Annotated in this window: 11 protein-coding genes; 9 read left to right on the forward strand and 2 right to left on the reverse strand. The window is 66.7% G+C overall.

The genetic code is table 11. The features are described from left to right. Positions 1-141 precede the first annotated feature (141 nt). Both rdgB and hemW read left to right on the forward strand, forming a co-directional pair. Positions 142-738 (forward strand): RdgB/HAM1 family non-canonical purine NTP pyrophosphatase, encoded by a 597-nt coding sequence (rdgB, locus tag ACXAJV_RS01085; protein ID WP_475080938.1) that lies wholly within the window; start codon positions 142-144, stop codon positions 736-738. Further along, a complete protein-coding gene (hemW, locus tag ACXAJV_RS01090) occupies positions 735-1,898 on the forward strand; it encodes a radical SAM family heme chaperone HemW (protein ID WP_475080941.1) in 1,164 nt (387 codons plus the stop codon). The genes rdgB and hemW overlap by 4 nt, the downstream gene beginning before the upstream one ends. Here hemW and ACXAJV_RS01095 read toward each other — a convergent pair. Next, entirely contained in the window at positions 1,895-3,004 is a 1,110-nt protein-coding gene (locus ACXAJV_RS01095; protein WP_475080943.1) for a penicillin-binding protein activator, read from the reverse strand. The genes hemW and ACXAJV_RS01095 overlap by 4 nt on opposite strands. Positions 3,005-3,239: 235 nt before the next feature. Here ACXAJV_RS01095 and rsmI point away from each other — a divergent pair, with 235 nt between their 5' ends. From rsmI to ACXAJV_RS01130, 7 genes are all read left to right on the forward strand, one after another. Beyond that, a complete protein-coding gene (gene rsmI, locus ACXAJV_RS01100; RefSeq protein ID WP_475080945.1) occupies positions 3,240-4,133 on the forward strand; it encodes a 16S rRNA (cytidine(1402)-2'-O)-methyltransferase in 894 nt (297 codons plus the stop codon). After that, positions 4,130-4,516: a YraN family protein gene (locus ACXAJV_RS01105; RefSeq protein WP_475080947.1), complete on the forward strand. Its 387-nt coding sequence runs from the start codon at positions 4,130-4,132 to the stop codon at positions 4,514-4,516. Before rsmI ends, ACXAJV_RS01105 begins: the two co-directional genes overlap by 4 nt. Positions 4,517-4,609: 93 nt before the next feature. After that, positions 4,610-5,269: a BON domain-containing protein gene (locus ACXAJV_RS01110; protein ID WP_475080949.1), complete on the forward strand. Its 660-nt coding sequence runs from the start codon at positions 4,610-4,612 to the stop codon at positions 5,267-5,269. Next, positions 5,269-6,216, forward strand: coding sequence for a glutathione synthase (gshB, locus tag ACXAJV_RS01115; RefSeq protein ID WP_475080951.1), 948 nt, complete (start codon positions 5,269-5,271; stop codon positions 6,214-6,216). The genes ACXAJV_RS01110 and gshB overlap by 1 nt, the downstream gene beginning before the upstream one ends. 205 nt (positions 6,217-6,421) lie before the next feature. Next, entirely contained in the window at positions 6,422-7,957 is a 1,536-nt protein-coding gene (locus ACXAJV_RS01120; protein WP_475080954.1) for a YifB family Mg chelatase-like AAA ATPase, read from the forward strand. Positions 7,958-8,195: 238 nt separating this feature from the next. Further along, a complete protein-coding gene (locus ACXAJV_RS01125; protein WP_475080956.1) occupies positions 8,196-10,232 on the forward strand; it encodes an ATP-binding protein in 2,037 nt (678 codons plus the stop codon). Between the two features lie 27 nt (positions 10,233-10,259). Next, the gene (locus ACXAJV_RS01130) at positions 10,260-11,615 is read left to right on the forward strand and encodes an AmpG family muropeptide MFS transporter (protein ID WP_475080958.1); all 1,356 of its coding nucleotides are present in this window, start codon (positions 10,260-10,262) and stop codon (positions 11,613-11,615) included. 2 nt (positions 11,616-11,617) lie between these two features. Here the strand turns inward: ACXAJV_RS01130 and ACXAJV_RS01135 are convergent, their stop codons facing one another. Continuing rightward, entirely contained in the window at positions 11,618-13,903 is a 2,286-nt protein-coding gene (locus ACXAJV_RS01135) for an NADP-dependent malic enzyme (protein ID WP_475080959.1), read from the reverse strand. Positions 13,904-13,997 lie beyond the last annotated feature (94 nt).

Below are 13,997 nucleotides of genomic sequence, written 5' to 3' on the forward strand. Positions count from 1 at the left end.
TACCGTTGTCATTCGTGGTACGCGGGACGGTGTCTCCCGTCCTTGTTGTTTATCGATAAACGAGAGGCGGCGGGTGCGCAAGCGAAAAATATCGTTTTTCGATATGAATTTTTCGAAAGGCGATAAAAGAGGACCGGAATAATGGCGATTTCTGACGGTGAAACCTGGGTTCTTGCAAGCCATAATACGGGCAAGATCAAGGAGTTGCGGGACATTCTCGCACCCCGTGGAATTGTCCTGAAAAGCGCTGCCGAACTCGATCTTCCTGAACCCGAAGAAACCGAGCCGACATTCGAGGGTAATGCTGCGCTGAAGGCACAGGCCGCCTGTGAGGCGACGGGCCTCGCCTGTCTGGCCGATGATTCCGGCCTGGCCGTCGATGCGCTGGACGGGGCACCCGGCATCTATTCGGCCCGCTGGGCCGGCGAGCCGCGCGATTTCGGCCGGGCCATGCAGCGGGTCCATGACGAACTTGGCGAGGCGGCCGACCGCACCGCGCGTTTTGTCAGCGTGATTGCCCTCGCCCGTCCCGACGGAACGCTCAGCCATTATCGCGGTGAAGTGACCGGCAGTATCGTCTGGCCGCCACGCGGCACGGGCGGTTTCGGCTATGACCCGGTCTTCTGCCCGGCCGGAGAGAGCCGGACGTTCGGCGAGATGGCGCCGGAAGAGAAGCGCGCCCTCAGCCATCGTGCCCGGGCCCTGGCCGCGATGATCGCAGCGGAATTCGGATCGTGAGCGAGGGGCCGGCCCCTGGCCTCGGCAATGCACTGGGGCTGTATGTGCACTGGCCCTACTGTGCCCGGATCTGCCCCTATTGCGATTTCAACGTCTACCGGCCGAAGGGCGATGACGAGGCGCTTCTGGCGGCGATGCTGGCCGATATGGCGCACTGGCGTGCCCGCACCGGTGCCCGGCCGCTCGCCAGCCTGCATTTCGGCGGCGGCACGCCATCCTTGATGACCCCGCAACAGCTCGCCGCCGTGATCGGTGAGGCGGAGCGTCTGTGGGGCTTCGCCGGCGGCGCGGAAATCGGGCTGGAAGCCAATCCCAAGGATATCGACGGATTTTCCGGCATGGCCTCGGCGGGTATCAACCGGCTGTCGCTGGGCGTGCAGAGCTTTGACGACAAGGCGCTGGTCTCGCTCGGCCGCGACCATGACGCGTCACTGGCGCGCCGGGCGATCGACGCAGCCCAGCGCGACTTCACCCGCGTCTCGCTCGACATGATTTATGCCCGCGCGGGCCAGACGGCGGACGACTGGGCAGCCGAGCTGGGCGAGGCACTGGCCAGCGGTGCCGGGCATATCTCGCCCTACCAGCTGACCATCGAGCCGGGTACGGCTTTCGGAAAGCGCGCCGGCCGCGGCGAACAGCTGGACGCGCTGCCGGACTTTGCCGCCGACCTCTACGAACTGACCGAAAGCCTGTGCGCTGCGGCCGGGTTTGAGGGCTATGAAATCTCCAATCATGCGCGCAGCCGTGCCGACCAGTCGGTGCATAACCGGCTCTACTGGGAAGGCGGTGACTGGATCGGTATCGGTCCGGGCGCTCATGGCCGGATCGGCCGGGCGAGCGCCGGCGGACGTGCGGCGACAGAGGCCGCCCGGCGGCCGGCCGACTATATCCGCCGTGTCGCAGAGACCGGTACCGGCATTGCGGGCGAGGAGGCGCTTTCAGTGGCGGACGAGATCGCCGAACGCATCCTGATGGGAATGCGGCTGGCGGACGGGCTGGAGGTCGATCATCTGCGCGCCACCACAGGCGGCGGGGCCGACCCGGACGGGCTGGCGCGCATGATGGGCCAGGGCATGGTGGACCAGGCCGGTTCCCGGATACGCCTGACGGCCGCCGGCCGTCTCCTGGCCGACGGCGTGTCCGGCGAACTTGTACCCTAGAAGGCCTGCGGTTCGAAGCTCAGCGGTGCGGGTTCGATCTCGCGCAGGCCGCGGGGGCGGATCTCGAAAATCGCCAGACCGCGCTCGATCAGCCCGTCAGTACGGAAACGGAACAGGCCGTCCGCGCCCATGAAGCCCTGCTCCTCCTCGATCGCCGCGCGCGAGAAGCCGCGCTCGCCGCCATCGAGGTGTGCCGCCAGGGCCATGGCGTCATAGGCCAGGCTGGCGATGCGTGAGGGCGGGCTGTCATAGGCGTCGCGATAGGCCGTTTCGAAGCGCTCACGCGCGGCCTGGTCGGGGCCGGCAAACCAGCCGCCATGCAGCGCCGGCTCGCGCAGCAATTCCGGATCGTTCCACAGCCCGGTGCCCAGGAAGCGTACGACCAGCGGATCGACATTCTGCGAGACCAGCAGCGGGCCCAGGGCCCGCAGGCGGGTACTGCCTTCCGGCAGGATCACGGCCTGGAAAGCGGCGTCCGGATCCGGCACCCATTCCTGGCGTTGCAACTCGAGCGCGTCTTCCGGGGTGAGCGGCTCGAAGACACCGCTGGCCAGGCGTGAGGAGGCCCGGGCCATGGCTTCCACATCGCCCGTATAGAAGGAATCCGCGGCGACATAGCCGCCATTCTGCCCGGCGCTGTTCTGCAGGGCATCATAGACTGCCATCCCGTAACGGTCCTGCGGGCCCAGATAAGCAAAGCGTTCGACGCCCTGGCGGGATGCGTATTCCACAATCCGGGCGACTTCGATCTCCGGCGGGAAGCTCATCAGGTAGACGCCGTCGCCTGCCACCGTGGTGTCCGTGGTGAAGGCGATCACCGGAATATTGGCCTGGCGCGCAATCGAGGCGGCACCTGAAACGGCCGGGCCGAACAGCGGGCCGATAATCATGTCGGCACCATCGCCGGCTGCGGCAAGTGCGGCGGCGCGGGCGCCTTCGGGCGTGCCCTGGGTATCCTTGGGGATCATCAGGAGATTGCCGCTGCCGCGCTCGAACAGGGCCAGTTCCGCGGCGCGCAGCAGGCGCAGGGCCTCGGCGCGAGCACCGGCATTCTCGGCCGAGAAGGGCAGCAGGACGGCGACACGAACGAGATCGCGATCGGCCATGTGCGGCGGGATGAGCCCGGTGCGTAACTCCGGCTCGGGTTCAGGCTCCGGCGTGGGCTCCGGCTCAGGTTGCGTGACGGGTGGTTGCTGGACCGGCGGCGGGGGCGGAGGCGGCGTGGTGCTGCAGGCTGCCACGGCGATGCCGACAAGGCCGATGACAGCGAAGGCGCGCAAGCCCGCACTTTGTGTCATGTTGGAAAGACAGGAATGAAAACGCGAAAGAATGACGGACGGCATGAGCGGACTACCCGGTGACATTTCTCGCGAAGCTATCTGGCCGGGTGGAAAGGGGCAAGCACTGGAGCCGGGCCTTTATCTGGTTTCCACCCCGATCGGGAATTTGCGCGACATCACCCTGCGCGCGCTCGACGTACTCGCAGCCGCCGAGACCGTTCTGGCCGAGGACACCCGTGTCACCCGCCGCCTGCTCGACGCCTATGGCATCCGGGCCGAACTGCAGCCTTATCACGACCATAATGGCGAGAAGGTCCGGCCGCACATCCTGGCGGCGCTGGAAGCGGGCAAGCGGATCGCGCTGGTCTCCGATGCGGGCACGCCCCTCGTCTCCGATCCCGGCTTCAAGCTGGCGCGCGAGGTCATCGCGGCCGGTCACCCGGTGATCGCGATCCCCGGCGCGTCCGCGGTACTGGCGGCGCTGGCTATTGCCGGCCTGCCGACCGATTGTTTCACCTTTGCCGGCTTCCCTCCGCCCAAGACCGGTGCCCGCGAGACCTGGCTGGCGCAAATGGGCCGGTCGCCGGGCAGTCTGGTTGTCTATGAGGGGGCGTCGCGCCTGCCAGCCTGTCTGGCGAGCATGGCAAAGGTGCTGGGCGACCGGCCGGCCGCCGTCTGCCGCGAACTGACCAAGCTGCACGAGGAAGCGCGCCGCGGCACGCTCGCCGGGCTGGCGGAATATTATGCCGAGGCCGGCCCGCCGCGCGGCGAGGTCGTGATCGTGATCGGACCGCCCAGCGAGAGCGGCTGGGACGAAGCGCGCATCGATGCAGCACTCAAGCGCGTGCTCGCCGAGATGCGGGTCAAGGATGCCGCGGCAGAGATCGCCGCCCAGTCCGGCTGGGCCAAACGCGATGTCTATGCCCGCGCCCTGGCGCTGCGGGAGAAGGGGTGAGCCGGGCCCGGCAGGCGGCAGAAGCGCGCGGCCGCTGGGCGGAATGGCTGGCCATGGCCTGGCTGGCGGCCAAGGGCTATCGCCTGCTCGACCGCCGCGCCCGCACACCGGCCGGCGAGGTGGATCTCGTTGCCTGCCGCGGTGAATACATCGCCTTCATCGAGGTCAAGCTGCGCGCGTCGGTCGCCGAAGCGCGGGACTCCGTCGGTCCGCGCCAGCGCCAGCGCATCGAACGGGCGGCCAGTCTCTGGCTTGCCCGGCACGATGCCCGCTTCCGCGCGCTGTTTGTACGCTATGATCTGTTTCTGGTCGCGCCGGGGCGGCTTCCGGTGCATCATCGCGCGGCCTGGGTCCCCGGCGATGGCGCGGTCAGCCTGATCTGACGCGGCGCGTGCAGCCGGGCCGGGAACCGGGGCGTGGTCTTGCGCGCCCCATCGCGTAGAGTGAACCGCACGATTCGACTGGAGAGTGTCCCCATGTTCCGCATTCTGGCCCTGCCTGTCTTCGCCCTGTTGACCGCCTGTTCAACGGTGCAGGACGAGCGCTCCATCGGCCGCCAGCTCGACGACACCAATGCGTCCGTCTCGATCAAGGCGGCGATGCTGCGCACCGAAGGTTATGTGCTTGACGGGGTCGATGTGGAGGTCACCGAGGGGATCGCGCTTCTGACCGGCGCCGTGCCGCGGGAATCCGACCGGCGCATGGCGGAATGCCTCGCCTGGTCGTCGGTCGCCGTGCGCAATGTCGCCAACGAGCTGGAGATCGGTCCGGGAGACGGCTTCCGCAACCGGGTGCGCGACGGCCAGATCACCGCGCGGGTGAATGCGCGCCTGGCAGCCGATCGGGAGATCCGTTCGATAAACTTCAATGTCGAGACCCGGGCCAGCCGTGTCTACCTGCTTGGCGTTGCCCGCAACCGGGCCGAGCTCGAGCGTGCTGCCGGACACGCCGCGCTGGTTGAGGGTGTGGAAGAAGTGATCACATATGTGCGCATTGACGGCGTGCCCACAGATCTGCCGGCCCGCGGCGAACTGCGGGCAGAAGTGTGTGAAGGGGAAGCGCGTCCGGCTCTTGATCCGGCGGTGGAAACCCCTAACTCCGGACCGCAATTGCTGGGTGCCCCGGAGACACGTTGATGACCATGCGCGTTGCGGTCCAGATGGACCCGATCGAGACGGTGAATGTGGATGCAGATACCACGTTCGCCCTTATGGAAGAGGCCCAGGCCCGCGGCGCCGAGCTCTTCGTCTACCATCCCGACCAGCTGGTCTGGCTGCAGGGCCGTGTGCTGGCGCGGGCGCGTCCGGTGACTGTGCGGCACGAGCAGGGCAATCATGCCGATCTCGGCGAGCCGGTCATGCTGGACCTGGCCGAGGATGTCGATGTCGTCCTGATGCGCCAGGACCCGCCCTTCGACATGGCCTACCAGACCGCCGCGCACATCCTGGAATTTCTCAAGGGCCGGACCCTGGTGCTCAACGACCCGGCCTGGGTGCGCTCCAGTCCGGAAAAGATTCTGCCGCTGATGTTCCCGGACCTGATCCCGCCGACGCTGATCTCGCGCGATATCGGCGCGCTGCGCGCCTTTCGTGACACGCATTCCGACATCATCATCAAGCCGCTCTACGGCAATGGCGGCGCGGGTGTCTTCCGGCTGCGCCCCGGTGACGGCAACTTCTCCTCGCTGCTGGAAATGTTCTTTGCACAATCGCGTGAACCCGTCGTCGCCCAAGCCTTCCTGCCGGCGGTCGAGAAGGGCGATAAGCGCGTTCTGCTGATCGATGGCGAGCCGGTTGGTGCGATCAACCGCGTACCGCAAAAAGGCGAGACCCGATCGAACATGCATGTCGGCGGTGTCGCCGAGGCGTCCGATCTTGATGACGCCGACCGCGCCATCTGCGCTGCGATCGGACCGATCCTGCGCGAGCGGGGTCTGGTCCTGGTCGGGATCGATGTGATCGGCGGCCGGATGACGGAAATCAACGTCACTTCGCCGACCGGTGTGCAGGAGCTCAAACGCTTCTCCGGGATCGATACCTGCGCCGTTTTCTGGGATTGTGTCGCGAAAAAGCTGGCGGCGTAAAATACACGCTTGACGTGTCAGGTGTATTCGTTCACTCTGTGTTCCTGTTTTGATCCGGGTGTGGACAGGGTCTGTGGAAAACCCTGTCATAATAGGCCTTTAGGGTGGTCGACGGGTGGTTGTGGCAGAATGGCACGATGAGTGGGATTCTGCGACACATGCGGCTGCTCGCCGATTCTGTTTCCCGGTTCGTCAGGGAGAAAGCATGGCGGCGCGAACGACATCGGTGGCGTTCGACGGGGCCGAAGCGGGCCTGGTTGACGTACAAGTTCAGGTGGCAGGTGGCCAGCAGCCGATCTTCTCGGTCGTCGGTTTGGGCGACAAGGCGGTCACTGAAAGCCGGGAGCGGGTGCGAGCGGCGTTTGCGGCGCTGGGGCTTTCGCTGCCGTCCAAGCGGCTGATCGTCAATCTCGCGCCGGCCGACCGTCCCAAGGAGGGCGCGCATTTTGACCTGCCGATCGCTGTCAGCGTGCTCGCGGAAATGGGCATTCTGCCCAAGGACGCGGTCGAGGGGCATCTCGTGTTCGGTGAGCTGGGCGCGGATGCGCGCATCCGCTCGTCGCCCGGCGCGCTGCCGGCGGCGGTTGCCGCCAACGCGGCCGGCCTGTCGTTGATCTGTCCGGAAGCGAGCGGTGCCGAAGCGGCCTGGGCCGGCGGCGATCTGGCCATTCTTGCACCGGCGACGCTGATCCAGCTGATCAACCACTTCAAGGGCACCCAGGTGCTCGCCCGCCCGGTACCGGGTGAACTGCTCGATGCCGGCACGGGACCCGACCTCGCACAGGTGCGCGGCCAGGAAGCCGCCAAGCGTGCGCTCGAGATCGCTGCTGCCGGGCATCACAATCTCCTCATGGTCGGTCCGCCCGGCTCGGGCAAGTCGATGATGGCCGAGCGCCTGCCGGGCCTCTTGCCCGCCCTGGCACCGGAAGAACTGCTCGATGTTTCGATGATCCACTCGGTCGCCGGCCTGCTCGAGCGCGGCCGGCTGACGCGGACCCGTCCCTTCCGCTCGCCGCACCATTCGGCCTCGATGGCAGCGATGGTGGGCGGGGGCATGCGCGCCCGGCCCGGCGAGGCCTCACTGGCGCATCGCGGGGTTCTGTTCCTGGACGAAATGCCGGAATTCCATCCCCAGGTGCTCGACAGTTTGCGCCAGCCCCTGGAAACCGGCTCGATCACTGTCGCCCGGGCAAATGCCCACATCGTCTACCCGGCACGCTTTCAACTGGTTGCTGCCATGAATCCCTGTCGCTGTGGCGGCGGCGGGGATGGCGGAACCGGCTGCCGCCGCGGTCCGCGCTGCGCCCGCGACTACCAGGCGCGCATCTCCGGTCCGATGCTCGATCGGATCGACCTGCAAATCCACGTTCCGGCCGTCACGCCGGCCGATCTGGCGTTACCGCCACCGGCCGAAGGTTCAACCGAGGCTGCCCGGCGTGTTGCCCGCGCCCGCGACATCCAGACCGCGCGCGGTTTTCTCAACGCGCATCTGCCAACCGACATACTCGACCATGTCGCCACACCGGACCGGCCGGGCGAGGCCCTGCTCAACGAAGCCGCGACGGCGCACAATCTCACCGCCCGCTCCTATCACCGCGTCTTGCGCGTTGCCCGGACCATTGCTGACCTGGAAGGTCAGGAGGGTGTGCGCCGGGTCCATATTGCCGAAGCGCTGGCCTGCCGGCGCGGCCTGTTCGAGGCGACGCAGGTGTCTGCGGGTGGGATGCTGGCCGCGCAGTAGGCAGCATGATCAAGCGGATCGCCGTGTTGTGGCCGGTCCATCTTTGGCAAGGCAGAGGGCGCCGTTGTGAGCGCCAGCTCAGAGCCGGGCTCCGGAGGCCCGGGCGCAATCCGGTGCGGCGCAACCTCCTGCCAATGCCGGATTGCGCCCGGCGTTGGACCACGCGCGGCGTTGCGCTGCGCGCGGGCGCGGGCCGGTCACGACGCTTCGTTAACCGTCCCCTGTTAGACAGGAGGGCATGAAACGGGACGGCGAAGACGGATCCTCCGGGCTCCTGCCCGGGGCGCCGCCGCGGGATGGGTCCCGCGCCGGCGCCCCGGGCGAGGGTGACAGGCAGGACGACACAGGCCGGCGCGCGGGCGCCGGGGCTGAGCTTGCGTCTGCGAGTGACCCCAAGTTCCGGCGTGCGGCGGGCTGTGGCGTCGACCACGCCGGCCAAGCCAGAAAAACCGAGCCGCGCCGGCTGCAGGCCGAACCCTCGCTCGATGCCGTTCTTCTCACAGCGCTCGACGCGGCCGGCGAGCTGATGCTGGTGCGCGGCCACAGCGGCCGCGTGCTCTACGTCAATGCCGCCTTTCTCAAGGCCTTTGGCGGCGAGCGCACCGACTGGGTCGGCCGCTGGTTCTCCGTCGCGCCGCCGGTCTCAACCGCCGACCAGCGCCGCTATGAAATGCTGATGCGCACGCGCTCCGGTCCGCTCTGGATCGAATGGGACGAGCGCCTCCTCCCCGACGATGGCGGTGTGATCTCCGTCGGCCGCGATGTCACCCGCCGCCGTGAGGCGCATGACGATCTGGAAGCGTCGCAGCGTGCCAAGTCCCTGTTCTTCGCCGCGGTCACGCATGAATTGCGCACGCCGCTGGCCGGCGCGCTCGGCGTTGCCCGCCTGCTGGAAGCCACGCCGCTGCGTCCGGACCAGGCCGACTATGTCCGCTCGATCGCCACATCGGCCGATCATGCATTGGCGATGGTGGATGACATTCTCGATTTGTCGCGCCTTGAGGCCGGCAAGCTCGACCTGCGCCCCGAAGCGGTTGATGTCGTCGAACTGGTGCGCGAGACCGTCGAACTTGCCGCGCCGCCAGCCCGGGAAAAGGGCCTGGAAATCGGGGTCGTCCATGCCGCGGGTGCGCCGGTGCGTGTCATCGGCGACGCCGCGCGCCTGCGCCAGATCCTCTTCAATCTGATCGGCAATGCAGTGAAATTCACCCGGTCCGGCGGTGTGCGGGTCGACATTAACGGCACACCCGGCGCGGATGGCGCGGTACGTCTGGCGCTCTCGGTCAGCGATACCGGGCCCGGCATCGCCGAAGCCGATCAGCAGACCCTGTTCGAGCATTTTGAACGCGGTGCTGCGGAACGTGATGGCGCCGAGGGGGGCGCGGGCCTGGGGCTCGCCATGGTCCGCCGCCTCGTGGAAGCCATGGACAGCACGATGGGTCTGGAGAGCCGGCTGGGCGAAGGCGCGAAATTCTGGGTCGTGTTCGACCTGCCCGTCGAGGCGGTGATGGATGCACAGCCGCTGATGGGCCATCGGGTCGCGGTCGCGGCACCCAATGCCGTTCTGCGGAACAGCCTGTGCGACCAGCTGCAGGCGTTCGGCGCCGACGCGCTGGCGATCGACTCGCCCGACATGCTGGCCGCGGAGGCCGATGGCCGGGAACTACTTGTCGAACCGGTCTGGGCCGCGGCGGCAGCCGAAACCGGCGTCGTGCGGACCTGGCACCTGGTCACGCCGGACCAGAAGGAAGCGGTCATTGAAGCGGCCGGGCCCGGCGAGGGCTGGTTCGTCAAACCGGTGCGGCCGGCAACCCTGATCGACCGGTTGACGGGCCGGGAGGACGCGCCGGACACCGACGCAGCCGGGCGGCCATCCGTGCAGCCCGATGTTTCCGGCCTCAGCCTGCTGGTCGCCGAAGACGATCCGGTCAACGCGCTCATCGCCCGCAAATGCCTGGAAAGCCTGGGCATTGCCGTCACGCTCGTGACCGATGGTGAAGCCGCCAGCGAAGCGCTGGCGGTGCAGGAATTCGATGCGGCCCTGCTCGATCAGCGCATGCCCAAGCGCGACGGGCCGGATGTCGCCCGAAAGGCGCGCGAAGCCGGGCTCACCCTGCCGCTGATCGCGCTGACCGCCAATGCCTCGGAAAGCGACCGCAAGCTGTGCCTTGGTGCCGGGATGGACGAATTCCTCTCCAAACCCCTCGACCCCGACCGCCTGACCGCCGTCCTCGTTAACTTGTGCGGACGGCAAAAGCGGGCCAGCATGGGCTGATCTCAACCCCGCTGGAGTTTCAGGGACATGGCCGACAGCAATGCGGAGATCGGTGCGGCTGGCCGCACCACCTGGCTCAAGACGCTCACCGTCTACTTCACCCCGGTCATGATCTCCATGCTGATCCTGGGTTTCGCGTCGGGCCTGCCGCTCTACATGGTGTTCCAGAAACTGTCCTACTGGCTGCGCGATGCCGGTATCGAGCGCTCGACGATCGGCTTTTTCTACTTCGTCACCCTGTCCTATACGCTGAAATGGCTGTGGGCACCGATCGTCGACCGGATGAAGATCCCGGTCCTGCACAGCCTGCTCGGCGCGCGCCGCTCCTGGATTGTTACGGCGATCTCCGGAACGGTGATCGCGCTGGTCATCATCTCGCAGACCGACCCGCTGGTCAGCCTTGTCCCGGTCGCCATCGCCGCACTCCTGCTGGCCTATTCGGGTGCGACGCTGGATGTGGCCATCGATGCCTGGCGGATCGAGTCTGCGCCGAACGACATGCAGGCCAACATGGCGGCCGCCTACTCCTTTGGCTACCGCATCGCCTACATGACCTCCGGCCTGGGCCTCGCCATTTCAGAATGGGCTGACTGGGACGTGTCCTTCCTCGCCATGGCCGGTGCCATGCTCGTTTCTGCCGGCCTCGTCTTTGCAATGAAGGAACCGAAGGCCGGGGCTGGGAAGCGTGAGTTGGAGGGTGGTTTCGGGCTGAAGGTCGCCAAGGCCGTCTATGAGCCCTTCAAGGCCATTTTCGGCCGGTTGGGCTGGTGGATCATCCCGGTCTTTGCGCTGATCTCGCTCTACCGGATGAGCGACTTCACCATGGGTGTGATGGCTGCCCCGCTCTATTCCGACCTGGAATTCGACCGTGCAGTCGTCGGCGGTATCCAGGGCGGGCCGGGGCTTGCGTCAACGCTGTTCGGCCTGTTCCTGGGCGGTGTGGTGGCCTATCGTATCGGCATGATGCGGGCCTTGATGGTCGGCCTGGGCATTACCTTCGTGACCAATGGTGCCTATGCTTGGCTGGCCGCGACGGCACAGCCTGACGATGCCTGGAAACTTGCCATCGCCATCGTCGGCGACAATCTGGCCGGCGGTTTCGTGACCACCGTCTTCATTGCCTATCTGTCCAGCCTCGTCGATCCGGCGAATGCGGCGACGCAGTACGCGCTGCTCAGCTCCTTTTATGCCCTGTTTGCGAAATTCCTGTCGGGCTTTTCCGGCGTGCTGGCGGATGCGGTCGGCTGGGTGATGTTCTTCGTGCTGACGGCGGCCTGGACGCTGCCCGCCGCCGCCTTGCTGGTTCTGGTCGCTTTCCGCGGACCGCCGGGTGCGCGCGGCGAAGAGAAATTCGCCGAGCGCGAGACGGTGGAGGCGGAGTAGCCCTACTCCGCCAGCGTGCTCTCCACCTCGTGCTTTTCCGGGTCGTAGGCGGCGAGGGCTGCCAGTGTGGTGATTTCGCTGACCGAGGCGCCGAGGCGGGCGATCTGCACGGGTTTTTCGACACCGACCAGCATCGGGCCGATCACGGTCGCCCCGCCGGCCACGCGCAGCAGCTTGGTGGCGATGGAGGCGGCGTGGATGGCCGGCATGATCAGCACATTGGCCGGCCCCTTCAGACGCGAGAAGGGGTAAAGGAAGCGGTGTGACGGGTCGAGCGCCACATCGACATTCATCTCGCCCTCGTACTCGAAGTTCACGCCCCGCTCGTCGAGCAGACGCACGGCTTCCTGCAGCTTGTCGGAGCGCTGGCCCTGCGGATTGCCGAAGGTGGAATAGGACAGGAAGGCGACGCGCGGTGTGAAGCCGAAGCCTTTTGCGGCCGCAGCGGTTTCCGTGGCGATATCGGCGAGCGCCTCGCTGTCGGGGAACTCGGCGATATTAGTGTCGGCAATGAACAGCGTACGGTTTTTCGCGAGCGCGATGGACATGCCCATAACGCGCTGGCCCGGAGCGGGGTCGAGCACGAGGCCGACATCGCTCAGCGCCGCGGCATAGGAACGCGTCGTGCCCGTCACCATACCGTCGGCATCGCCCAGCTTCACCATACAGGCAGAGAAGACGTTCCGGTCATTATTGACCAGGCGCTGCACGTCGCGGCGCAGATAGCCCTTTCGCTGCAGGCGTTCGTAGAGGAAGTCGGCATAATCGGCATTGCGGTCCGAGAGGCGGGCATTGACGATCTCGATCGCGTCTTCCGGCACACCGACCTGGCGCATGTTGGCGCGGGTGATCTCTTCGCGACCGACCAGGACGGCCTTGCCTAGCTCCTGGTTCTGGAAGGCATAGGCGGCGCGGATCACCGACGGCTCCTCGCCTTCGGCAAAGACGATGCGGCGCCCATGCCCCATCACCGCGCCCTGGATGCGCTGCAGCAGGGCAGCGGTCGGGTCGAGGCGCCGGGCCAGCGAGGCCCGGTAGGCGGTCATGTCGGCGATCGGCTTGCGCGCGACGCCGGTATCCATCGCAGCCTGGGCAACATAGGGCGGCACATAGTGGATGAGCCGCGGATCGAAGGGCGAGGGGATGATGTAGTCGCGGCCGAATGACGGGCGCGAGCCGTGATAGGCGGCGGCCACCTCGTCCGGCACGTCCTCGCGGGCCAACGCCGCCAAGGCGCGGGCCGCGGCGATCTTCATCTCTTCATTGATCGTGCGGGCGCGCACATCCAGGGCGCCGCGGAAGATATAGGGGAAGCCGAGGACATTATTGACCTGGTTGGGATAGTCCGAGCGGCCCGTGGCGATGATGGCGTCATCGCGCACGGCGCGCACGTCTTCCGGCTTGATCTCGGGATCCGGATTGGCCATCGCGAAGATGATCGGGTCCTTGGCCATCGACTTGACCATGTCCTGGGTCACCGCACCGGCGACCGACAGGCCGAGGAAGCAGTCGGCGCCGTCCAGCGCTTCGGCCAGCGAGCGGCGATCCGTGTCGGCGGCATGCGCCGCTTTCCACTGGTTCAGCCCGTCGCGCCCGGCATGGATGACCCCCTTGGAGTCGCACAGCAGCGCGTTCTCGTGTTTGACGCCCATCGCCTTGAGAAGCTCGAGCACGGCAATACCGGCCGCACCGGCGCCGTTCACCACGACTTTCAGATCGCTGATCTTGCGGCCGGTGATGTCACAGGCATTGATGATGCCGGCAACGGAGATGATCGCCGTGCCGTGCTGGTCGTCATGAAAGACCGGCACGTCGAGCAGTTCGCGCAGGCGCTGTTCGATGATGAAGCTTTCCGGCGCCTTGATGTCTTCCAGATTGATGCCGCCGAATGTGTTGCCGATGCGCTTGACGCATTCGATGAAGGCGTCGGCATCGGTTTCCTCGACCTCGATGTCCATCGCGTCGATATCGGCAAAGCGCTTGAACAGCACTGCCTTGCCTTCCATCACGGGCTTGGACGCCATGGCGCCCAGATCGCCCAGGCCGAGAATGGCGGTCCCGTTGGAGATCACCGCGACCATATTGCCCTTGGAGGTGTAGTCGTAGACCGCGTCGGGGTTCTCCGCGATCGCCTTGACCGGCGCAGCCACGCCCGGCGAATAGGCCAGCGAGAGATCGCGCTGCGTCGCCATCGGCTTGGTCGGAGACAGGGCGAGCTTGCCGGGAACGGGCTCCTTGTGAAAGGCGAGCGCTTCTTCGTCCTCGACGTGGCTGGTTCTGTCGTTCATCCCCGTTTTCCCTGCTTTATTTTGATTATGGACAATCGTATGGGCTCTAGCCGCTTCCCACCCTTGCACGCAAGGTGAAACCTCGCCACCGTCT

Source organism: Maricaulis sp. ABE4_448, assembly GCF_056160825.1.